Origin of the sequence: Agrobacterium tumefaciens, assembly GCF_013318015.2 — a bacterium.
GTDB classification, from domain to species: domain Bacteria; phylum Pseudomonadota; class Alphaproteobacteria; order Rhizobiales; family Rhizobiaceae; genus Agrobacterium; species Agrobacterium tumefaciens.
Window position 1 is genome coordinate 948620 of the sequence record NZ_CP115842.1, and the last position, 22484, is coordinate 971103.

The following is a 22484-nucleotide window of genomic DNA, read 5'->3' on the forward strand; positions in this document are numbered from 1 at the left end:
GTGGATTTATTGACTTGCCTGCCTCACCTGCTATGGATCAACCCGCTTTTTGGATAGTTGCGTAAAACTATCTCCCTTCACCCGGAAACAGACGGAAAAGCCATGATTTCTCGCGACAAACACGACCGGATGGCCAATGCAATCCGCTTTCTTGCCATGGATGCAGTAGAGAAGGCCAACTCCGGCCATCCCGGCCTGCCGATGGGCGCAGCTGATGTCGCCACTGTTCTTTTCACCCGCTTTTTGAAGTTCGATCCCAAGAGCTCGTTGTGGCCGGATCGTGACCGCTTCGTGCTGTCTGCGGGCCATGGTTCGATGTTGCTTTACTCGCTGCTCTATTTGACGGGCTACGAGGACATGACTATCGACGAGATCAAGCGTTTCCGTCAGTTCGGCTCCAAGACCGCCGGCCATCCCGAATATGGCCACGCGACCGGCATCGAAACGACGACCGGCCCGCTCGGCCAGGGCATCGCCAACGCCGTTGGCATGGCAATCGCCGAACGCAAGCTGGAAGAAGAATTCGGCTCCGATCTGCAGAACCACTTCACATATGTGCTGTGTGGTGACGGCTGCCTCATGGAAGGCATCAGCCATGAAGCCATCGCGCTTGCCGGCCACCTGAAGCTCAACAAGCTCGTTCTGTTCTGGGATGACAACAACATCACCATCGACGGTGAAGTTGGCCTTTCCGACAGCACCGACCAGATCGCCCGCTTCCAGGCTGTTCACTGGAACACCATACGCGTCGACGGCCATGATCCGGATGCGATTGCCGCCGCGATCGAAGCTGCACATAAATCCGACCGCCCGACCTTCATCGCCTGCAAGACCGTGATCGGTTTCGGCGCACCCAACAAGCAGGGTACCCACAAGGTTCACGGCAACCCGCTGGGCGCCGAAGAAATCGCCGCCGCCCGCAAGAGCCTCAACTGGGAAGCCGAAGCTTTCGTCATTCCGGAAGACGTGCTGGATGCATGGCGTCTCGCCGGCCTGCGCTCGACCAAGACCCGTCAGGACTGGGAAGCCCGTCTCGAAGCCACTGAAGCCGGCAAGAAGGCCGAATTCAAGCGCCGCTTCGCCGGCGATCTGCCCGGCAACTTCCACAGCGCGATCGATGCCTTCAAGAAGAAGATCATCGAGAACAACCCGACCGTTGCGACCCGCAAGGCCTCGGAAGACTCGCTTGAAGTCATCAACGGCATCCTGCCGGAAATGATCGGCGGCTCGGCCGACCTGACGCCGTCCAACAACACCAAGACCAGCCAGATGAAGTCCATCACGCCGACGGACTTCTCCGGCCGGTACCTGCATTACGGCATCCGCGAACACGGCATGGCAGCAGCGATGAACGGTATCGCACTGCATGGCGGTCTCATTCCCTATGCCGGCGGCTTCCTGATCTTCTCGGACTATTGCCGTCCGTCGATCCGTCTGGCTGCCCTGATGGGCATCCGCGTCGTCCACGTTCTGACGCATGATTCCATCGGCGTCGGCGAAGACGGCCCGACCCACCAGCCGGTGGAGCAGATCGCCGCGCTGCGCGCCATCCCGAACCTGCTCGTCTTCCGCCCGGCGGATGAAACCGAGACGGCGGAATGCTGGCAGCTGGCGCTTGAGCAGAAGCATCGTCCTTCGGCACTGGCGCTCACCCGCCAGAACCTTGCGCCTTCGCGCAAGGAATACGAAGAAAAGAACCTTTCCGCTTACGGCGCCTACGAACTCGTATCCGCAAGCGATGCCAAGGTTTCGATCTTTGCATCCGGCTCGGAAGTGGAAGTAGCGCTCAAGGCTGCAGCGACGCTGAAGGACAAGGGCGTTTCCGCCCGCGTCGTTTCCGTTCCCTGCTTCGAGCTCTTCAAGGAACAGCCGGAAACCTACCGCAACGCCATCATCGGCAAGGCTCCGGTCAAAATTGCGGTGGAAGCCGCCATCCGCCAGGGCTGGGATTACTTCATCGGCTCCGACGGCGCTTTCGTCGGCATGCATTCCTTTGGTGCGTCCGCGCCGGCGAAGGATCTCTTCAAGCACTTCGGCATCACGGCGGAAGCTGTCGTCGCCGCAGTCGAGGCAAAACTTGCATGAGGGCTTCCCAAGCCCTCACATTCCGCAAAGACCAAGCACATATCTTGTTCGGGAGACTATAAATGACTGTAAAAGTTGCCATTAACGGCTTTGGCCGCATCGGCCGCAATGTTCTGCGTGCCATCGTCGAATCCGGCCGCACCGATATCGAAGTCGTTGCCATCAACGACCTCGGCCCGGTTGAAACCAACGCCCACCTGCTGCGCTACGATTCGATCCACGGCAAGTTCCCGGCAGATGTGAAGGTCGAAGGCGACACGATCATCGTTGGCGGCGGCAAGCCGATCAAGGTTACGGCCGTTCGCGATCCGGCAACGCTGCCGCACAAGGAACTGGGTGTCGACATCGCGCTCGAGTGCACCGGCATCTTCACCGCCCGCGACAAGGCCGCTGCCCACCTGACGGCAGGCGCCAAGCGCGTCATCGTTTCCGCTCCTGCTGACGGCGCTGACCTCACGGTTGTCTTCGGCGTCAACGACGATCAGCTGACGAAAGACCATCTGGTCATTTCCAACGCGTCCTGCACCACCAACTGCCTCGTGCCAGTTGTGAAGGTTCTCGATGACGTCGTTGGCATCGATCACGGCTTCATGACAACGATCCACTCCTACACGGGCGACCAGCCGACGCTGGACACCATGCACAAGGATCTGTACCGCGCCCGCGCCGCAGCCCTTTCCATGATCCCGACCTCGACGGGTGCAGCCAAGGCCGTTGGCCTCGTTCTGCCGCACCTCAAGGGCAAGCTGGACGGTACGTCGATCCGCGTTCCGACCCCGAACGTTTCGGTCGTCGATTTCAAGTTCATCGCCAAGCGCGACACGACGGTTGAGGAAGTCAACGAAGCAATCAAGTCCGCTTCCAACGGCAAGCTGAAGGGCATTCTCGGCTACACCGAAGAGCCTTTGGTCTCCCGCGACTTCAACCACGACAGCCACTCCTCGATCTTCGCGATCGATCAGACCAAGGTCATGGAAGGCAAGTTCGTGCGCGTTCTTTCCTGGTACGACAACGAGTGGGGCTTCTCCAACCGCATGTCGGATACGGCCGTCGCATTTGCGAAGACCATCTGAACAAGCACCACGGTTCGCGAATTACGAAAAACCGGCAGGCGCAATCCTGCCGGTTTTTCTTTGCCAAAAAATTGCCGGCGGGACGAGGGACCCGCCGGTATCGCTCCTGAAGCAAGGCGGGGCGTTTCGGATCGAAAACCATCGCCCGGCAAGAGGCGCATGAGACCAAACCGACCAAGTCTGATGAACTGCACAACCCGTTATTTCTTGTTGTTGATGATAATCTGATCCGAACTGCTACCGCTCCAGATCGTATCGAAAGTCTGTTGCCTCAAATCGCTTTGCTGCATGGAAAGCTTCATCATGCAGTCAGCGAAATCACGCGAACCTTCAGGGTAACCAAACACCCGGCAACGCTCGCGTTGGGCGGCCATGTTTTCAGCCGTCTGTTCCGTGCTAGAACAGCCCGAAACAATTGGGCCGACCGCCAGCAAGGCAATAAATATAGTAATGGATTTCCGTTTCATCCGATCGCTCCGGTCATGGTGAAAGCAACTCGGACGCGACAACTAACGTAGCTGCATTGTCTCTATGTTACGTCGAAACGCCGGCATGCGAATTGTTTGCGCGAAACATCCACAGCGCTACACGCCATGAACGTTTCGTCCGGGCGCCGAAAAAAATCCCATTTCCTGCCTTCGTCTGGTCCACTTTGAAACGGACAAGAAGAACAGGGACAACGGTCGTGCGCAATGCACTTCGGCCCTGCCGTATCATTCGATACACCCCGCCTTGCGTCGCCTTTCATCGCCACCCACAACAGCGCTGACAGACCGCAACCCGTGGCGCATTGACTGCAAACGTGCAGGGCATTGATTGCGACGGCCAGCGCGGTTTGAAAGAGGCGGTGGACGTGGAATCATTTTATCTTCTGTTGCTGGTGGCAACTGTTCTGGTTCTCGTCGCAGCGTTCTCAAGCCTCATCGCCTTCCGGTTCGGCGCACCGCTCCTGCTGCTCTTCCTGATGATTGGCCTTGCGGCAGGCGTGGATGGCCTCGGTATCCAGTTCACCAACAATCCGCTCGCCTATATGCTCGGCTCGCTCGTTCTCGCCGTCATCCTTTTCGATTCCGGTTTCGGTACGTCGATACAATCCTTCCGGCTTTCGGCAGCGCCCGCCGTCGCCCTCGCCACCGTCGGCGTCATCCTCACATCCGTGTTTTTCGCAGGCGCTGCCGCCCTGCTGCTCGGACTGTCGTGGCTGGAAGGCCTGCTGCTCGGCGCCATCGTCGCTTCTACGGATGCGGCAGCCGTATTCTTTCTCTTGCGCATCGGCGGCATTCATATCCGCGATCAGGTCCGCTCAACGCTTGAGGTCGAATCCGGCACCAATGATCCCATGGCGATTTTCCTCACCGTCGCGCTGGTCGAGATCATCGCCAAGGGACAGGGACTGGCCGGCATCGACACCGGCTTCCTGCTGCTGTTCGTCGAGGAAATGGGTCTCGGTGTTATTTTCGGCCTGCTCGGCGGCGTCATGATCGCAACAGTCGTCAACCGTTTCGCTGCCGACCGCGGGCTGGCGCCGATCTTCGTGCTGGCTCTTGCCCTGCTGGTCTTCTCCTTCACCGGCGCTATTGGCGGCAGTGGATTTCTTGCGGTCTATGTGGCGGGCATCGTTGCCGGCAACCGCCGGATTTTTGCGAAGGAGACCATCCGCCGTTTCCATGAAGGGCTGACCTGGCTTGCCCAGATCATCATGTTCCTGATGCTCGGCCTTCTGGCAACGCCATCGCAATTTCCAGCGATTGCCATTCCGGCCGTGCTGCTTGCGCTTTTCCTGATCTTTGTCGCCCGCCCGCTTGCGGTGTGGCTCAGCCTCATGCCCTTCAACTATACCCAGCAGGAAACCTCCTTCGTGGCATGGGTGGGCCTTCGTGGAGCGGTTTCCATCCTGCTTGCCATCATGCCCATTCTTGGCGGGCTGGACGATGCGCAAATCTATTTCAATGCCGCCTTCATCATCGTGCTCGTGTCGCTTCTGCTGCAAGGCTGGACCATCAAGCCGGTGGCAACACGGCTCGGGCTGATCGTGCCGCCGCGCATGGGTGATGTCGACAAACTGGAAGTGGACCTTCCCGGCACTGCCAATCACGAACTGATTTCCTACCGCGTGGCCAAAGGCAGCGCCATCATGCAGGGCGAGCGAATTCCCCGCTGGGCGATGCCTTCGCTCGTCGTGCGTGATGGCAAATCCATTCGCTACCAATATGCCGGGCGCCTGCGCGAGAATGATCTCGTCTATCTTTTTATCGCGCCCGGTTATACGCGGCTGATCGACCGGCTGTTTGCAAGCGCCCTGCCGGTTGCGGATGACGACGCCGATTTCTTCGGAATCTTTGCAATCTCTCCCGCGCGTCCGGCCACGGAGCTTGACGCCGCCTACGGCCCCGGCCTTATTTCGGCCAACGAGCATGCCATGAGCATCGCGGAACTGATCGAGGCGCGCCTTTCTGGCAAGGCAGATTATGCCGACCGGGTGCGCCTTGGTTCTATTGTTCTCATCGTTCGGGCGCTGGACGAACATGAGGCGATTACCGGGATCGGAATTTCGCTTGAGCCGGTCGAACCGGCTATCGGCCTACCGATCTTTATCAGCTTTTCGGAAATTCTCCGCCGCGTGCGCGCTTATCTGGCGCAGCGACGCCAGTCGGGCTCCACCGCTGCCGGCAAGGGCATTTCCGCGCCTTCAGACGAGGCAAGAGAAAATGAGGCCTGACCGGCTTGCGTCGGCAATCAGGCATAGTATGGTCCGTCCCGAACTCGCAACGAAATCAGGATCGACCTATGCCCGCCTTCAAGACCATCGATGACCTTAACGATATTGCCGGAAAGCGCGTCCTTGTCCGTGTTGATCTCAACGTGCCGGTTGCGGATGGCAAAGTGACGGACAGCACCCGTATCGAGCGGGTTGCACCGACCATTCTGGAGCTTTCCGAAAAAGGCGCAAAAGTCATTCTGCTCGCCCATTTCGGTCGCCCCAAGGGTGAACCTGTCGCCGACATGTCGCTCTCCCAGATCGTGCCTGCGGTCGAGGAAGTGCTGGATCACGCCGTTTTCTTCGCATCCGATTGCATCGGTGCGCCGGCAGCCGACGCAGTCGCGAAAATGAATGATGGCGATATCCTGCTTCTGGAAAACACCCGCTTTCACAAAGGCGAAGAGAAGAATGACACCGCCTTCGTCGAGGCTCTGGCAGCCAATGGCGATATCTATGTGAACGACGCCTTCTCTGCCGCGCACCGTGCGCACGCCTCCACCGAGGGCTTGGCGCGTCATCTGCCCGCCTATGCCGGTCGCACCATGCAGGCCGAGCTTGAGGCGCTGGAAAAAGGCCTTGGCCAGCCTGTTCGCCCGGTCGTCGCCATTGTCGGCGGCGCCAAGGTTTCCAGCAAGATCGATCTCCTGATGAACCTCGTCAAGAAGGTCGATGCCCTCGTCATCGGCGGCGGCATGGCCAATACCTTCCTTGCCGCGCGTGGCGCACAAGTCGGTAAGTCCCTCTGCGAGCACGACCTTGCCGAAACCGCAAAACAGATCATGATCGAGGCGGCGACATCCGGCTGTGCGATCGTACTGCCGGAAGACGGCGTGGTTGCCCGCGAATTCAAGGCCGGTGCGGCAAATGAAATCGTCGATATCAACGCCATTCCCGCTGACGCCATGGTTCTCGATGTCGGCCCAAAATCGGTCGAAAGCATCAAAGCCTGGATTTCGCGCGCGGAAACGCTGGTCTGGAACGGCCCGCTTGGCGCCTTCGAAATCGAGCCCTTCGATGCGGCAACCGTTGCTGCCGCAAAACATGCCGCCGAATGCACGAAGGCCGGCAAGCTCGTCTCCGTCGCCGGTGGCGGCGATACGGTCGCGGCACTCAACCATGCCGGAGTCTCGGACGATTTCACCTATATCTCGACGGCAGGCGGCGCCTTCCTAGAATGGATGGAAGGCAAGGAATTGCCGGGCGTTGCCATCCTGACCGCCGCCAAGTAGACTTCCCACACTTGCCTGACACGAGGCCGGACAAGCGATGCTTGGCCGGCCTTGTTTTTTGGTAAGTGCGCATGGGAGGAAAGTTTCAAACGATTGAAATGATTTCAATCGTTTCAATGAGTTAGCATGCCATTTCCCTGCCCTGGAACTTCTGTTATCGGGAATTTATTGTGCCTTGGGAGAATAGCAAATGACCGAACGTCTCGAAGACATCGCAATCAAAATGGTTGCAGACGGCAAGGGCCTGCTCGCCGCCGACGAATCCACAGGAACGATCAAGAAGCGTTTCGACAGCATCAACCTGGAATCAACCGAGACCGCCCGCCGCGATTATCGCGAAATGCTGTTCCGCTCCGACGACGCCATGAAGAAGTGCATCTCCGGCGTCATCCTTTACGAAGAAACCTTGTTCCAGAAGGCCGCCGACGGTACGCCATTCGTGGACATCATCAAGGCCGCCGGCAGCCTGCCGGGCATCAAGGTGGATATCGGCGCCAAGCCGATGGCTTTCCACCCGGGTGAATTCATAACCGAAGGCCTTGACGGCCTGTATGAGCGCCTGCGCAAGTACCATGAAGCCGGCGCGCGTTTCGCCAAGTGGCGCGGCGTCATCACCATCGGTGATCAGCGTCCGAGCTGGGGTTCGATCAAGGCAAACTCCCAGTCGCTCGCTCGTTACGCTGCCCTCTGCCAGCAGGCAGACATCGTGCCGATCGTGGAACCGGAAGTGCTGATGGACGGCGAACCCGGTACGCACGATATCGATCGCTGTGCGGAAGTCACGCAATGGGTTCTCCAGACCGTGTTCGCGGATTTGTTCGACGCCCGCGTCAACCTTGAAGGCATGATCCTCAAGCCGAACATGATCATCGACGGCAAGAATGCCCGCAAGGCTTCCGTTGATGAAGTGGCGGAAAAGACCGTGAAGGTTCTGAAGGCGACCGTGCCTTCTGCCGTTCCCGGCATCGCTTTCCTTTCCGGCGGCCAGTCCTCCGAAGAGGCGACGGCACATCTCTCCGCCATGAATGCCGGTTACGACCTGCCCTGGTCGCTGACCTATTCGTACGGCCGCGCCCTTCAGGACACCGCACTCAAGGCGTGGGGCGGTAAGCAGGAAAATGTCGCGGCCGGCCAGCGTGCTTTCACACACCGCGCGATGATGAACACCCTGGCTGCCAAGGGCAACTGGAAGCAGGAACTCGAAAAGGCTGCCTGAGGCATAGCCCCAGGCATTTATAAAAAATTGAAGCCGCCCCTTGGGCGGCTTTTTCTTTATGGGCGCAAAAGCAGCGTCGCCGACCAGATGACGAAGGCGGCAACCGCTATCTTCCAGCAATCGCCTCTTTTCTTGAGGCCGGGCAGGCCCAAGGGGCGGATGATCTGCACAATCATCGCCAGCAGTAAAAAAAGGCCGATCGCCTTTGTCATTTATTGAGCCTTTTCTTTATTTCTGCATCGTCACAGGCTGGACATTTTTACCGTTCACCAGAAGAGTGCAACTCATTCGGGTAACCCCCGTCTTATGGCCTGCCGACCATACGTTCGAACGCATGAGAGTGTCTTCATGAGCAGAAATCTTCTACCCGTATTCGCTCTTTTATCCAGCACTCTGTTTCTTTTTCTCGGTAACGGCCTTCAGGGTCTCGTGCTACCCATGCGCGGTTCGGCGGAAGGCTATTCCAATGAAATTCTGGGCTTTCTCGGCACCTCCTGGGCGGCAGGCTTCGTCATTGGGTGTTTTGTGGCGCCCGCCATCGTGCGACGTGCGGGGCATGTGCGGGCATTTGCCTCCTTCGTGGCGCTTGTCTGCCTGACCGTGCTGATGACCGGCCTCGTTATCGATGATGTCTGGTGGATTACGCTCCGCGCGCTTACAGGGTTCTGCACCGCCGGCACTTCCATGATCATCGAGAGCTGGCTGAACGAGCGCGCGACCAATGAGAGCCGCGGCATGATCTTTTCGCTCTATATCGCCATAACGCTGCTTGGCGTCGTGGCTGGGCAGATGATCGTGCCGATGGGCGATATCAGCAATAGCTCGCTGTTCATGATCTGCGGCATCATCTATTGCATCGCCATTCTGCCGGCCACGCTTTCTAAGGCTGCCAGTCCCCAGCCCTTGCAAAAGGTGAAGCTGGACTTACCCGCCCTCTATCGGAATTCGCCGGTCTCCTTCGTCGGTATCCTGATGATCGGCATCGCCAATGGTGCTTACGGTACGCTTGGCGCCGTTTTCGGCGCGCGGGCGGGCCTTGATCCGACCATGATCGCCATCATGGTTTCAGTCACGATTTTCGTCGGCGCGCTCGCCCAGTTTCCAGCAGGCCGCCTTTCGGACCGGATTGACCGCCGTTATGTGCTTGCCGGACTGGCGGGGCTTGGCGCGGTTGCGGGCTTGGCCGTGGCGGCCGTGCAGCCGCATGATGTCTATGTCCTCATTCCGATGATCGCCATTTACGGCGCCGCCGCCAACGCGCTTTATCCCATCGCCGTGGCGCATGCCAACGACTTTGCGGCATCGGAAGACTTCGTCAAGGTTTCCGGTGGACTGCTACTGCTTTATGGCATCGGCACCATCATCGGCCCGACGCTCGGCGGCGCGGTCATGACCTATTCCGGCCCCTATGCGCTGTTCCTGGTGACAGCCGTCGCCCATGTGCTGATCACGGCCTATGCCATCATCAGAAGCCGTCAGCGCGCCACGCTTTCGAACGCCGAAAAGGACAATTTCTCGACGATGATGCCGACAACGCCCTCACCGCTCGTGACACCGGAAAGCATTGCGCTTGACCCGCGCGCGCCGCAATATCCCGAGGACGATGGCGACCATGTTGAAAAAGGAGCAGGCATATGAGCCTCTTGGACGATGACCGTCCGCAAAAACCGGTAGCGCATGAGATCGGCAGCGATCTCAGCCTTCTTTCGGTGGACGAGCTGAGCAACCGCATCGACATTCTTCAAACCGAAATCACCCGACTTGAAGAGGAGAGGAAAAGGAAGTCTGCCGGCCGGCTTGCGGCGGAGAACCTCTTCCGGTCCTGACAGGCGGCCTTCAGCAAAACCTCCGGCCAAGTCTTAACTCGATAAGCTGCTGCCGGAAAGGCATACGAGATTAACGATTCTGATGCAGTCTTTCGTTTACCATTAACCAAAAATTAAGCTTTCTGAGAGATTACTATACATGTCCAGTTCTTCTGGGCCTCAGGCATCTTCTCCATACGGCGAATTGGTCTGATTTTTCTCCCTGTTTTACCTTGAGAGCCGCTTTCGCGGCTCTTTTTTTACCGATCACCGGATTTCGTAAAACTGTGGGTATTAACCCTTCTTTAATAATTGCCTTGCGCATTTCAGGTAAAGATACCATCCTGAAAACACTAAAGGCCGGAACAAAATATTACCGGTCGTCGTTGCCTGACAGTGTGGTGCGTGAGCAGGGATTCAAAGAAAATGTCGGAACAGGTTTTAAATACCATTAGCTTTGCGGGTCGCGCGGCTGCTTCCAACCAGTTCAAGACCCTCTATACCGAAGGCATGACCTTGGTTGAGGAAACGGCGAGCTATCTTGATGGAGCCGGTCGTACCGCTTCAAAGGTTCTGCCGCGCATGGCGTCTGTCCTTTACGCGGCAGAATCGATGCGCCTCACCACCCGCCTGATGCAGATGGCGTCCTGGCTGCTTCTGCAGCGCGCCGTCAACAATGGCGAGATGACACGCGATCAGGTTCTCAGCGAAAAAAGCAAGGTGCGGCTCGACAGCTTCAACGTCGATCGCAACGCTCCGGGCTGGAACGACCTGCCTGAGTCCTTCCGTGACCTCATCGAGCGGTCGCTCCGCCTCCAGAACCGCGTTGCCCTTCTCGACCGTGAAATTTACCGCCCGTCCGAAGCCACCAAGGTACCTGACAACGAAAACAGCGTGCAGGCGCAGCTTAACCTTCTGCGCACGGCTTTCTCGATCAACTGAGAAAAGACGACCTTATCCGGACAATTTGAAAAGCAGGCTCATGGGCCTGCTTTTTTGTTTTGGCCTACAATGGGCTCGTTTCACCGGATCGACAGACAACAAAAAAGCCCGGTAAAACCGGGCTTTTTTAAATGATCCGTCCACAAGTGGATTAGAGGCCGAGGCCGCCGAAACGCTTGTTGAACTTGGAAACGCGACCGCCGCGGTCCATAAGCTGCTGGTTGCCGCCCGTCCATGCCGGATGGGACTTGGGGTCGATTTCAAGGTTCATGACTGCGCCTTCCGAACCCCAGGTCGAGCGGGTTTCGTATTCGGTGCCATCGGTCATGACGACCTTGATCGTGTGATAAGCGGGATGGATATCAGCCTTCATGACAATCTTCCTGGTTAAGTGACGTGCGGTCCATTTGCCGCAATTGCGTCAACTGAGCCATTTCAATAAATGAAGCCATAGTCCTGATGGGCTATGGCTTCCCAATTCGATGCGGAGCCTATACATGAAGGTCGCCCAGATAACAAGAGCCTGCTATCCCCTTGTGAAAGGAGATGGCCGCAGGGACTAGAATTTTACCGCGCGCCGGAAATTCACCCGCAAAAGGCCGAAAAACGGCACGGAACGAGGAGTGTAGCGGACGTGGCAGACATTGAAGAGCAGAAAGCGGCTAAACAGAGAAACCTGAAGCCGCTGCTTGGCCTGTTTCCCTATCTCAGGCGGTATCGCGGCCTGATGGCGGCGGCCCTGTTTGCGCTTGTGCTTTCTTCCGCCACGACGCTTGCCTTGCCGCTTGCCGTTCGCCGCATCATCGATCACGGTTTCCAGACGCCGGACGGTGGCATGATCAACAGCTACTTCGCTGTGCTTCTGGCCATTGCCGTCCTTCTCGCTCTCGCCAGCGCCATGCGCTATTATTATGTCATGACCATCGGCGAAAGGGTCGTTGCCGATCTGCGCCGGGATGTCTTTGCTCATCTCACCACGCTGTCGCAGCAGTTTTTCGATGCCAACCGCTCGGGAGAGCTGACCTCGCGGTTGACCGCGGATACCGTACAGATTCGCTCGGCGTTCGGTTCCTCAGCTTCCGTTGCGCTGCGTAACATCATCATGTGTTGCGGCGCGGTGGCGATGATGATCTATACCAGCCCCGGCCTTTCCGGCCTCGCGCTCCTGGCCATCCCGTTCATCGTTTTTCCTTTGATTGCTTTTGGGCGCTCGGTTCGTGCCCGCTCCCGCAATACGCAGGACACATTGGCCAATTCCGCCGCCTATGCCTCGGAAACGATCGGGGCGAGCCGCACCGTGCAGTCCTTTAACGCCGAGGCGCTTGCAAATGCCCGCTACGGCGCCTCCGTAGAAGCGGCCTATCAGGGTGCGCGGGCGGCGATAGGCGCCCGCTCCATCCTCACCGCCGTCGCCATCGCGCTCGTTTTCGGCAGCGTCGTCGGCATTCTCTGGTATGGCGCGCAAAGCGTTTTGTCCGGCGGCATGACAGCGGGTACGCTTGGCCAGTTCGTGCTTTATTCGGTCATCGCGGCAAGCGGCCTGGGCCAGCTCTCCGAAGTCTGGGGTGAACTGGCGCAGGCGGGCGGCGCGGCTGAACGGCTTTCCGAACTGCTGAACGAGCGCTCGCCCGTTGCCGAGCCGTCAGCACCCGTTTCGATGGTTCAGCCGCCGCGCGGCGAAGCGACATTCGAGAATGTCGGTTTCATTTATCCACTCGCAACCGGTGGCCCGATCATCTCCGGCCTCTCCTTCAAGGTCAATGCCGGCGAAACCGTCGCCATCGTCGGCCCTTCCGGGGCGGGAAAAAGCACGGTCTTTTCGCTGCTGATGCGATTCTACGATCCGCAGGAGGGCCGCATCACCATCGATGGCGTCGATATCCGCGATGTTAGCCTTGCCGATCTGCGCGCGCGACTGTCCATTGTTCCACAGGATGTGGCGATCTTTGCCTCCTCCATCCACGATAACATCGCATTCGGTCGTCCGGCTGCGACACGCGAAGAAGTGCGCACGGCCGCTATCGCCGCTCAGGCAGACAGCTTCATCGCCCGGCTGAACGATGGTTATGACACGCAGGTGGGCGAGCGCGGCGTAACGCTTTCCGGCGGTCAACGCCAGCGCATCGCCATTGCCCGCGCCATCCTGCGTAACGCCCCTATCCTGCTTCTTGACGAAGCGACCTCCGCACTGGATGCCGAAAGCGAAACGCTGGTGCAAAAGGCGCTCGATGAGCTGATGAACACCCGCACCACCATCGTCATTGCCCATCGCCTCGCCACTGTGCTGAAGGCTGACCGCATTCTGGTGATGGATGAGGGCCGTATCATCGAGGAAGGCACGCACCAGAGCCTTATCCGCCAGAACGGCCTTTATGCGAGACTTGCCCGGCTGCAATTCCAGACAGGGCCGGACGAACTGCGCGCTCAAGCGTGAGCCGTGTGGGCTTAAGCCATCACGCTACCCCCCGCGACACGGCCCGAAAACAGGCAACCGCCGAGGAATGTGCCCTCCAGCGCATTATATCCGTGCATGCCGCCTCCGCCGAAGCCTGCCACCTCTCCGGCAGCATAAAGGCCCGGAACAGGGTTGCCGGCCGCGTCCAGCACCCTCGCCTCTAGGTCCGTATGCAAACCGCCAAGCGTCTTGCGAGTCAACACATGCAGGCGCACCGCAATCAGCGGCCCTTTTGTCGGGTCTAGCAACCGATGTGGTTTTGCAGTGCGCATCAACCGATCACCAAGATAACGCCGCGCTCCGTGGATCGCCGTAACCTGCGCATCCTTGCTGAAACCGTTTTCGATCTCCCGGTCTCGTGCCTCTATTTGATAGCGGATGTGGTCAATATTCAGCCGATTGTCCCCGTTTATGGTATTCATCGCCGCCACGAGTTCTTCCAGCGTATCACGGACGGCGAAATCCTCGCCGCGTTCCATGAAAGCCTGCACCGGCCCCGGCGGCTCCTTGCCCAACCGTTTAAGCAGTAGCCGCACATCCTTGCCCGTCAGATCCGGATTTTGCTCCGAACCAGAAAGCGCAAATTCCTTCTTGATGATTGCCTTGGTCAGAATGAACCAGCTGTGACCGCTGCCGCGTTCGCCCAGCATCTTAAGCGTGCCGAGTGTATCGAAGCCCGGCATCGCGGGTGCTCCGAGCCGGTTTCCATCCGCATCGCACCAGAAAGACGAGGGGCCGGGCAAAATACGAATGCCATGGTCCGGCCAGATCGGATCGTGATTTTTCACGCCCTCGGTATAATGCCACATACGGTCGCGATTGATGACCGTTCCGCCCGCTGCTTCCGTAATAGCGATCATACGGCCATCCACATGCGCAGGCACGCCACAGACCATGGTCGCGGGGGGCTTGCCCAGCCGCTCCAACGGCCAGTTGCGCCGCACCAGTTCCTGATTGCCGCCGATGCCACCGGAACTGACGATGACCGCCGAGGCCGAAAGGACAAAATCACCCTGCTCTTCCCGGCTGCTTGGTTGCCCGCGCAACACCGGATCCCTGGCAAGAACAACACCGGAAATGCCCGTCACCCTGCCGTCGGTGATATCCAGATGATCGACGCGGTGGCGGAACCGAAAGGTGAGCCGACCGCTTGCCGTCATGATCTTTGCCTTTTCAACGAAAGGCGCCAGCACACCGGGGCCAGTGCCCCAGGTGACATGGAAACGCGGAACGGAATTGCCGTGGCCATGAGCAAGGGCACCGCCACGCTCGGCCCAGCCGACCACGGGAAACCAGCGCATGCCCAGCCGATGCAGCCATTCACGTTTCTCGCCTGCGGCGAAATTGAGATAAGCCTCCGCCCAGCGGCGCGGCCAATGATCTTCCAAGCGATCAAAACCGGCGGAGCCGAACCAGTCCTGCCTTGCAAGATCGAGATTGTCGCGCACCCGCATTCGGCGCTGTTCGGGACTATCAACAAAAAAAAGACCACCCAGCGACCAGAAGGCCTGCCCGCCAAGGTTCTGCTCCCCCTCCTGATCCACAAGGCAAACACTGAAACCGCGCTCAACAGCCTCTGTCGCTGCGACCAGACCGGCAAGCCCCGCGCCGACAACGATCACATCATATCGCTCCATCAGCTCCTCCCAGATGCGACAGAATTACGTTTACGCGAACGTAAATTCACTTGCAGCTCAAGGCAACCGCTATGATACGGCTTAAGGTGTCAGCGCTCGGTGAGCTTCAGTTCGATACGGCGGTTCTGCTGGCGTGCTTCCGGCGTGTCGCCTTCGGCAATCGGCTGATATTCACCGAAACCGGCAGCGACCAGCCGGTTGGCCGAAACACCCTTGGAGATCAGGAACTTCACCACGGAGGTTGCGCGTGCCGAGGAAAGTTCCCAATTGTCACGGAAGCGGCCGGACCCGGAAAGCTGGACATTGTCCGTGTGGCCATCCACGCGCAGAACCCAGTTGATCTCGGTGGGGATTTCCTTGGCAAGATCGATCAGCGCGGCCGCCAGCTTCTCCATCTCCGCCTGCCCTTGCGGATTGAGGTCGTTGCCACCGGATGGAAAGAGCACTTCGGACTGGAAGACAAAGCGGTCGCCGACGATGCGAATGTTTTCGCGATCCGAGAGGATTTCACGCAGACGCCCAAAAAAATCAGAACGATAGCGGTTGAGTTCTTGAACCCGCTGCGCCAGCGCAACATTGAGACGGCGGCCGAGATCGGCGATCTTGACTTGTGATGAGGTATCCTTGGCTTCCGACGCCTGCAGGGCGGCTTCCACCGATGCGATCTGCGCCCTGAGCGCCGCAATCTGCTGGTTGAGCAATTCGATCTGTGCGGAGGCGCGGGAATTGGCCTGTCTTTGGTCATCCAGCTCGCCGGTCAGGCTGCCAATCCGGGCATTGGCGCTTGCATTGTTGCCCGATCCCGCATCGAGAAGCGACTGCAGGCGTGAGCGCTCGCTTTCAGATGCGGCAAGGGTTGATTGCAGGCTCGCCAGCGCGTCCTCGATATCCTGCTTGCTGCCCTTTTCCATGGCCAGAAGTTCGGTCAATTCGGCAATCTGGCTGTTGAGGCGGGTCAACACCTCGTCCTTGCCACTAATTTCCCGCGACAGAACAAATTGCGCCAGCACGAAGACCGTCAGCAGGAACATGATGGCCATGAGCAGCGTCGACAGCGCATCGACGAAACCCGGCCAATAATCCACACCCCTGTCGCGGCGGCGGTTGCGCGCAAGCGCCATGGCTACTCGCTCCCGTTATCGTGCCGGGTGCGTCCGGAGGATTTTGTCTCGCCGTCGATACGTGTCGACAACCGGTCGAGCGTGCGGCGAAGCGATTTCGATTCCTCCTGCTGCGCCTCGATCCAGTCACGCAACATCTGCTGCTCGCTGCGCATGTTCTTGACCAGACCTTGAATGCCTTCAGCAAGACTCGTCATGGCGGCGAGCGAGCGCTCAGTGCTGACCATTGCGCCGGGTTCAGCGTTGAATTCCTTTGGCCCATCCGCCGACGTATCCGTCACCGACGACAGCCAGTTTTCGAGCTGGGTGTAAAAACGGTTCTGGGCACGGCCGGCCTGAAGATCGAGGAAACCGAGGATCAGCGAGCCTGAAAGGCCGAGGAGCGACGAGGAAAACGCCGTTCCCATGCCGGAAAGCGGCGCGGTGAGACCGGACTTGAGCGAGCTTAGAATATCGTTGCTGGTGCCGGCGCTGGGATCGAGCGACTGAATGACATTGCTGATGGCGCCGATGGTGCCGATCAGACCCCAGAAGGTGCCGAGCAGGCCGAGAAACACCAGAAGGCCGACAAGATAACGTGAAGTATCGCGCGATTCATCAAGGCGTGTCGCGATGGAATCGAGAATTGTCCGCTGCGTAACTGCAGAAAGCCGGACTTCGCCACGCTTGCCGATCAACGTGCTCATGGGGGCCAGCAGTTTTGGAGCGCGGCCGACTTTCTCGGCGCTGCCGGCGGCCCGGAATGCGTTAAACCAGCGGACTTCCGAACGCAGGCTCATGGTCTGGGTGAATACCAGAATGATGCCGATGACGAGAACGCCGAGAATGAAGCCGTTCAAGCCCGGATTCGTCATGAAGGCCGTGTGCGCCTGCCGGTAAAGAATGGCCGCCAGAAAGCCGACGAGGATCAGAAACAGAACCATCGTCCACAGAAACGGTGTGGGGCTGGACAGCTTGTGGCTGTATTGCCGTGTGGTCACCGGCTTCTCCACGCCGAGATCGAGCAACTCCGAATCCGCCATAACGTTCGCATTCCCTTCGGTCACGTATCAACCGGACGCTATTTGAAAATTGCGACGATTTGAAGCGAAAAGCCTGTCTTTCGTCACAGGCATTTCACGAAAGCCGGCTTGACCGAAGACCGAAAAAACAAAAACGCCCGGCGATAGTTCGCCGGGCGCCTAAAACCTGGATTAAACGGCAGGTTTTCTGCCGAAATCGATCAACGACCCGGAATCGGACGGTTGGCAACTTCCACAAGTGCCTTGTGGATATATTCGTTTCCGGCAGCAACACTGCCGCTGCCGAAGATATCCGCGCCGCCCTTGGCGTCGGAGGTGAACCCGCCAGCTTCGCGAATCAGCACCAGACCGGCCGCCATATCCCACGGCGAAAGCTCTGCTTCCCAGAAACCGTCGAGGCGACCTGCTGCAACATAGGCAAGGTCGAGTGCTGCAGCACCCATGCGGCGGATGCCGGCTGCTTCACCCATGACATGGCGAAGTTCGACAAGGAATTTGCCGTGATTGCCGCGACCGAGATGCGGCACACCGCAGCCGATGACGCAATCCGTCAAGGCCTTCCGCGCGGCAACGCGGATACGACGATCGTTAAGGAACGCGCCGCCGCCACGCTCGGCGGTGTAGAGTTCGTCGGTCGCGGGATTGAAAATCACGCCGGCTACGACTTCTCCGTTACGCTCGAGCGCGATGGAAACGGCGAAATGCGGAATGCCGTGCAGGAAGTTGGTCGTGCCATCCAGCGGGTCGACGATCCAGCGATGCGCACCATCACTGCCCTTTTCCTCGCCGCCTTCCTCACCCAGAAAATCGTAGGTGGGGCGGGCTTTCATCAGCTCGTCGCGCACGATCTTTTCAGCCTTGAGGTCCGCCTGCGATACGAAATCGCTCGGTCCCTTGACCGAAACCTGAAGGTTCTGCACTTCACCGAAGTCACGCGACAAAGACTTACCCGCCTTGAGGGCGGCCTGAACCATCACATTGAGAAGGGCTGAACGTGCCATCGAATTTGTTTCCTGGAAAGCTTGCGAACCACCCGCAAGCTAGCCGGGCAGGAACGTCATTATTTTCTTGAATTGAAAGTTTGCGGTTCAAGACCACAAAACGCGCGGAAATTCAAGGCAAAAAGCCTGCACATGCACGCTGGCGCCGAACAACCGGCCTTGCATCACATCGGACGGAAACGATTTGCCGCCTCGATAGCCTTTTTCTGCTGCTCGTCGGTGATCCCGAGATAAAAATCCTCGAGAGACGGATCCTTCAGCCCGGCGCGGCGGGAAAGCACGTACCATTTGGCCGCCTCCACCGGATCGGGCCGTGTGCCGAGCGCCTGAATGTAAAGATGCGCCACCTTGTTCTGCGCCACGACATTGCCGCGCTGCGCAGCACCGTAAAGCCAGCGGAAGCCTTCATCCAGATTTCGCTCGCCGCCAAAACCGTTGACCAGCCAGATGCCGAGATCGACCTGCGCGGTATCGTAGCCTGCCTTTGCGGCCCGCGTCAGCCAATCGCGCGCCTTGGCCTTCTTTTCGGCCGGCACATCCTTGACCGAGTGGTAGATCTGCGACACCGCATATTGCGCGTCGGCAATGCCCTGCTCGGCGGACTTTTCATAATACGGCATGGCCATCAGCAATCCCTTTACGCCGGGATTTTCCGAAACCAGTATCTGCCCCCAGTTGAACTGAGCCGAAGCATTGCCGGCTTCCGCCGCACGGTGCATGTAATCGTCGGCCTTCGCCTTGTCGCGGGTAACGAACTTGCCCTCCATCAAAATGAGGGCGAATTTGAACATCGCGACGGGATCGCCACCCTGTGCCGCCTGCTGGTACCAGAAGGCCGCGGTCTTTTCGTCGCGGGCGATGCCGAGACCACGCGACATCATTTCCGCCACCAGCGTCTGGGCGGCCGCATCGCCGTTCTGCGCACGGTTGAGCGCCTTGTCGAGCGCCTGGACATATTCGCCGCGCTGGAAATGCCCATAGGCCTCATCCACCCGGCCCTTGAACTCCTTTTCAGGCGGCAAGGCCGGCAGGTCCGCGCCCATGCGCTGATAGACGTTGACGCCCTGCGACGGTTGCAAGTCCTTCTGCTCTTCGGACTGCACCCTGCCCTGACGGGAAGGCTGCGCCTCATCCTCCAACTGGCGGGAAAGCGCGTTGCTTTCGCTTTGCGGTCCGGATTGGGCAAAAGCAACGCCCGCCGGCGCGCCTAAAGACAGCGCCAGCAGCGAAATAGAAAGGCAGACGTGAACCGAGCGCATCAACATCGCCTGTATCAACCGTCAAACCGTGGCGCTTTTTCGTCAAGCAACGCGTTGATTTCAGAAACGGCCTGGGCAGCACCCGAGGCATTGTCAAAAACGCCGCTGCGCATCGCCACGAATTCCACGCCGGCTTCGGCCACGGCAACCACCGACGAGATATCGGTGCCGCCCATGACGATGGATGGAATCTCGATCATCGATGCCCACCATTCGCCGAGTGCCAGATTTTTGGGATGCGCTTCCGGCTTGATGTCGCCTTCGAGCTTTCCAAAAAACACGTAGTCCGGATTGGACTCACCCATCTCCAGAGCCTTATGCCGATCATCGGCATTGCCACCGCCAACGATCAGCTTCGGCGCGAAATTTTCCACGGCCTCCGCAAGCGCCTCGGCATTGCCCGCCACATGCAGGCCATCCGCCTTCACCCGGCTCGCAACGCGGCTGTCGCCCGCGATAAGGGCAGCGGCACCAGCCTCCTGCACCATCGGCACGATCAATTCGGCGCGTTTCTGGAAAGTGGCGTCATCCAGATCATATTGCGGAATGATGACCGAAGCCACATCGCCGCCTCGCAGTGCTTCTTGCAATTCTGTCGCCTGCTTTTGCGCGTCGTCCAATTGCGGGACGATCAGAACAAGGCGGCAACGGTTATCAACTTTGGTCATCGGTTCGTCCATTTCAGGCAGAAGACACTTTCGGCGTTATCTGCACTCGTTTTGATATGATAAATCCGATAGACCGGACCGGCGAAAGGATCAACCTTCATCCATGCTGACCGATTTTCATTTTTTCCTCGTCGCCATCCCCGCAGTCGTGCTTGTCGGCCTTTCCAAGGGCGGGTTGGGCGGTGCGCTGGCACTGATGGGCGTGCCGCTGATGGCGCTTGCCATCCCGGCCGTGCAGGCGGCGGCAATCTTCTTGCCGATCCTGATCGTGATGGATCTTGTGGCGCTATGGGCCTGGCGGCACCACAACCACCGGCAAACGCTCCTCATCATGCTTCCGGGCGCGATTGCCGGCATTACTCTCGGCTGGGCGACCTCAAGCCTCATCTCGGCAGACGCCATGCGCCTCGTCGTCGCCTCGGTGACGATCCTGTTCGTACTGCGTTATTTCCAGGAGAGCTTCAAAAGCCGCAAAGGGCAGGAGATTCCGGCCAGACCGCAGCGTCCGGTGGCTGCAACACTCTGGTCCAGCCTGTCCGGTTATGCGAGTTTCGTGGCCCATGCGGGTGGCCCACCCTTCCAGATCTATGTTCTGCCGCTGAAGCTCGATCCCAAGACCTATACCGGCATGAGCGTGCGTTTCTTCGCGATCATGAATGCAATCAAGCTCATTCCCTATTTCGCGCTCGGCGCGCTTGATGCCACCAACCTCAAGACATCGGCCAGCCTGTTGCCGGTGGCAATGCTGGCGACGCTTGCCGGCGCAAGGGTGGTGAAATATCTGAAACCATCAGTGTTCTACCCGCTGATGTATACCATGGCGCTGATCGCGGCGCTGAAACTGCTGTGGGACGGGCTGCCTTTCTAGACCCAAGGCGGCCACTAAAAAGCCCTGGCAGCACGCACGTACCGCCAGGGCCGAAAAAGAATCCGTCAGTCCTTCATCGAAGGCTGGGGAATGGCATCAATCAATGCCTTGTGGAGGCGCGAAGCCTCTGTAGTTCATCCTTCAGGCGCAGTTTACGGCGTTTGAGATCGGCGATCTCTCTATCGTCAGAGGACGGGGAAGCAAGAATACTTTCGAGCTCCTCCTCCAGAGCACCGTGTTTCTTTTCGAGCGATGCAATATGAGCCTGAATGGTCATGCGGCACGTCCTTCCATTTTTAAGCCTACCTCCAGCTCTCCATCGCTGGAGTTTCAGGTTTGCGACGACAATGTGACATGGATCGTTGGTCTTGTCGAAGGCGAAATGAAGGCAATAAGTGGGCAATTTGGTCGCAAGGGATAACTTCCCGTTACCGCGATTTGATGATAGAGGCTCGAGAACCGATGACATACGCGCCGGAGGCTCTCCGGCTGGCATAAAATGGGGATGACAAGATGCCCGATCAGGACCAGGCGGACATCAGGCTTACGCTGGCGCGGCTGCGCCAGGAGCATGAGGATTATGACGCTGCGATCAACGCGATGATCCAGACCAACTGCGATGCGCTGAGAATACAACGCATGAAAAAGAAAAAGCTGGCCGTCAAGGACAAGATGACCCAGATCGAAGATCAGGTCATTCCCGATATCATTGCCTAGAGTGGCTTCCGTGCTTCCTGCCGGATGCACGAGAGACGCTCTAATCTATTGAATTTACGCATCGTGCCTTGCAGAAATCAAAATCGATTTTTGCGCCTATGCTGTAAGCCGGAGAAGCGAAGTGACAGCAGAGACACCCCCCGTCGCCATCATCATGGGCAGCCAGTCCGACTGGGAGACCATGAAGAATGCCGCCGATACGCTGGATGCGCTGGACTTGGAATACGAAGCCCGCATCATTTCCGCCCACCGCACGCCTGATCGCCTTTATGATTTTGCCAATGGCGCGAAAGACGAAGGCTTCAAGGTCATCATCGCGGGTGCCGGCGGCGCCGCCCATCTGCCGGGCATGACCGCCGCCATGACCCCGCTGCCGGTTTTCGGCGTCCCGGTACAATCCAAGACGATGTCCGGGCAGGACAGCCTCTATTCCATCGTCCAGATGCCCGCTGGCATTCCCGTCGGAACGCTTGCCATCGGCAAGGCCGGCGCTATCAATGCCGCACTTCTGGCAGCTGCGGTTCTGGCGCTGGGCGACGAGGACCTGGCAGACCGGCTCGATGCATGGCGCGCGCGCCAGTCAGCGGCCGTTGCCGAATATCCCATGGACAGCGCCCAGTGACAG

22 protein-coding genes are annotated in these 22484 nt (G+C 58.7%); 12 read left to right on the top strand and 10 right to left on the bottom strand.

Annotation, left to right across the window (positions count from 1 at the left end):
* Positions 1–102 precede the first annotated feature (102 nt).
* Both tkt and gap read left to right on the top strand, forming a co-directional pair.
* Positions 103–2085 carry a transketolase gene (gene tkt, locus G6L97_RS17830; protein WP_065704432.1) on the top strand — a complete coding sequence of 661 codons (1983 nt, stop codon included), beginning with the start codon at positions 103–105 and terminating at the stop codon, positions 2083–2085.
* Between the two features lie 62 nt (positions 2086–2147).
* Positions 2148–3158, top strand: coding sequence for a type I glyceraldehyde-3-phosphate dehydrogenase (gap, locus tag G6L97_RS17835; RefSeq protein WP_003511409.1), 1011 nt, complete (start codon positions 2148–2150; stop codon positions 3156–3158).
* A gap of 200 nt (positions 3159–3358) precedes the next feature.
* On the opposite strand, the gene G6L97_RS17840 is transcribed toward gap, so the two are convergent.
* The gene (locus tag G6L97_RS17840) at positions 3359–3625 is read right to left on the bottom strand and encodes a hypothetical protein (RefSeq protein ID WP_003511410.1); all 267 of its coding nucleotides are present in this window, start codon (positions 3623–3625) and stop codon (positions 3359–3361) included.
* Between the two features lie 386 nt (positions 3626–4011).
* Here G6L97_RS17840 and G6L97_RS17845 point away from each other — a divergent pair, with 386 nt between their 5' ends.
* From G6L97_RS17845 to G6L97_RS17855, 3 genes are all read left to right on the top strand, one after another.
* A complete protein-coding gene (locus G6L97_RS17845; protein ID WP_026330715.1) occupies positions 4012–5877 on the top strand; it encodes a potassium/proton antiporter in 1866 nt (621 codons plus the stop codon).
* A 68-nt stretch (positions 5878–5945) separates the two neighbouring features.
* Positions 5946–7148: a phosphoglycerate kinase gene (locus G6L97_RS17850; RefSeq protein WP_003511413.1), complete on the top strand. Its 1203-nt coding sequence runs from the start codon at positions 5946–5948 to the stop codon at positions 7146–7148.
* 190 nt (positions 7149–7338) lie between these two features.
* On the top strand, positions 7339–8364 hold the full coding sequence (locus tag G6L97_RS17855; RefSeq protein WP_003511414.1) for a class I fructose-bisphosphate aldolase: 1026 nt from the start codon (positions 7339–7341) through the stop codon (positions 8362–8364).
* Positions 8365–8420: 56 nt separating this feature from the next.
* On the opposite strand, the gene G6L97_RS17860 is transcribed toward G6L97_RS17855, so the two are convergent.
* The gene (locus G6L97_RS17860) at positions 8421–8576 is read right to left on the bottom strand and encodes a hypothetical protein (RefSeq protein ID WP_013761835.1); all 156 of its coding nucleotides are present in this window, start codon (positions 8574–8576) and stop codon (positions 8421–8423) included.
* A gap of 136 nt (positions 8577–8712) precedes the next feature.
* Here G6L97_RS17860 and G6L97_RS17865 point away from each other — a divergent pair, with 136 nt between their 5' ends.
* The 3 genes from G6L97_RS17865 (at position 8713) to rcdA (ending at position 11111) form a co-directional block, all read left to right on the top strand.
* Complete coding sequence (locus G6L97_RS17865; RefSeq protein ID WP_003511417.1) at positions 8713–10002, top strand: MFS transporter; 1290 nt, start codon at positions 8713–8715, stop codon at positions 10000–10002.
* A complete protein-coding gene (locus G6L97_RS17870) occupies positions 9999–10190 on the top strand; it encodes a DUF1192 domain-containing protein (protein WP_003511418.1) in 192 nt (63 codons plus the stop codon). Before G6L97_RS17865 ends, G6L97_RS17870 begins: the two co-directional genes overlap by 4 nt.
* A 405-nt stretch (positions 10191–10595) precedes the next feature.
* Positions 10596–11111, top strand: a complete 516-nt coding sequence (gene rcdA / locus G6L97_RS17875; protein ID WP_003511419.1) for a protease adaptor protein RcdA — start codon at positions 10596–10598, stop codon at positions 11109–11111.
* Positions 11112–11262: 151 nt separating this feature from the next.
* Here rcdA and rpmE read toward each other — a convergent pair whose 3' ends face one another.
* Entirely contained in the window at positions 11263–11484 is a 222-nt protein-coding gene (gene rpmE, locus G6L97_RS17880; RefSeq protein ID WP_003506183.1) for a 50S ribosomal protein L31, read from the bottom strand.
* Between the two features lie 261 nt (positions 11485–11745).
* On the opposite strand from rpmE, the gene G6L97_RS17885 reads away from it, so the two are divergent.
* Positions 11746–13545, top strand: a complete 1800-nt coding sequence (locus G6L97_RS17885; RefSeq protein ID WP_065704434.1) for an ABC transporter transmembrane domain-containing protein — start codon at positions 11746–11748, stop codon at positions 13543–13545.
* Positions 13546–13556: 11 nt separating this feature from the next.
* Here G6L97_RS17885 and G6L97_RS17890 read toward each other — a convergent pair whose 3' ends face one another.
* The 6 genes from G6L97_RS17890 to G6L97_RS17915 form a co-directional block, all read right to left on the bottom strand.
* Positions 13557–15203 (bottom strand): FAD-binding dehydrogenase, encoded by a 1647-nt coding sequence (locus G6L97_RS17890; protein ID WP_065704436.1) that lies wholly within the window; start codon positions 15201–15203, stop codon positions 13557–13559.
* Between the two features lie 89 nt (positions 15204–15292).
* Positions 15293–16324: a peptidoglycan -binding protein gene (locus tag G6L97_RS17895; protein ID WP_035199659.1), complete on the bottom strand. Its 1032-nt coding sequence runs from the start codon at positions 16322–16324 to the stop codon at positions 15293–15295.
* Between the two features lie 2 nt (positions 16325–16326).
* Entirely contained in the window at positions 16327–17346 is a 1020-nt protein-coding gene (locus tag G6L97_RS17900; protein WP_035199661.1) for a hypothetical protein, read from the bottom strand.
* A 200-nt stretch (positions 17347–17546) separates the two neighbouring features.
* A complete protein-coding gene (locus G6L97_RS17905; protein ID WP_003511424.1) occupies positions 17547–18347 on the bottom strand; it encodes an inositol monophosphatase family protein in 801 nt (266 codons plus the stop codon).
* A gap of 164 nt (positions 18348–18511) precedes the next feature.
* Complete coding sequence (locus G6L97_RS17910) at positions 18512–19612, bottom strand: tetratricopeptide repeat protein (protein ID WP_019564913.1); 1101 nt, start codon at positions 19610–19612, stop codon at positions 18512–18514.
* Positions 19613–19620: 8 nt separating this feature from the next.
* Entirely contained in the window at positions 19621–20274 is a 654-nt protein-coding gene (locus G6L97_RS17915) for a thiamine phosphate synthase (RefSeq protein ID WP_003511427.1), read from the bottom strand.
* 103 nt (positions 20275–20377) lie between these two features.
* Between G6L97_RS17915 and G6L97_RS17920 the strand changes: the two genes are divergently transcribed.
* Positions 20378–21142, top strand: a complete 765-nt coding sequence (locus G6L97_RS17920) for a sulfite exporter TauE/SafE family protein (RefSeq protein ID WP_174003495.1) — start codon at positions 20378–20380, stop codon at positions 21140–21142.
* A gap of 100 nt (positions 21143–21242) precedes the next feature.
* On the opposite strand, the gene G6L97_RS17925 is transcribed toward G6L97_RS17920, so the two are convergent.
* Positions 21243–21419: a YdcH family protein gene (locus G6L97_RS17925; protein WP_003511430.1), complete on the bottom strand. Its 177-nt coding sequence runs from the start codon at positions 21417–21419 to the stop codon at positions 21243–21245.
* A 236-nt stretch (positions 21420–21655) separates the two neighbouring features.
* On the opposite strand from G6L97_RS17925, the gene G6L97_RS17930 reads away from it, so the two are divergent.
* Positions 21656–21859 (top strand): YdcH family protein, encoded by a 204-nt coding sequence (locus G6L97_RS17930; protein WP_003511431.1) that lies wholly within the window; start codon positions 21656–21658, stop codon positions 21857–21859.
* 154 nt (positions 21860–22013) lie between these two features.
* The gene (gene purE / locus G6L97_RS17935; protein ID WP_174003541.1) at positions 22014–22481 is read left to right on the top strand and encodes a 5-(carboxyamino)imidazole ribonucleotide mutase; all 468 of its coding nucleotides are present in this window, start codon (positions 22014–22016) and stop codon (positions 22479–22481) included.
* Positions 22482–22484 lie beyond the last annotated feature (3 nt).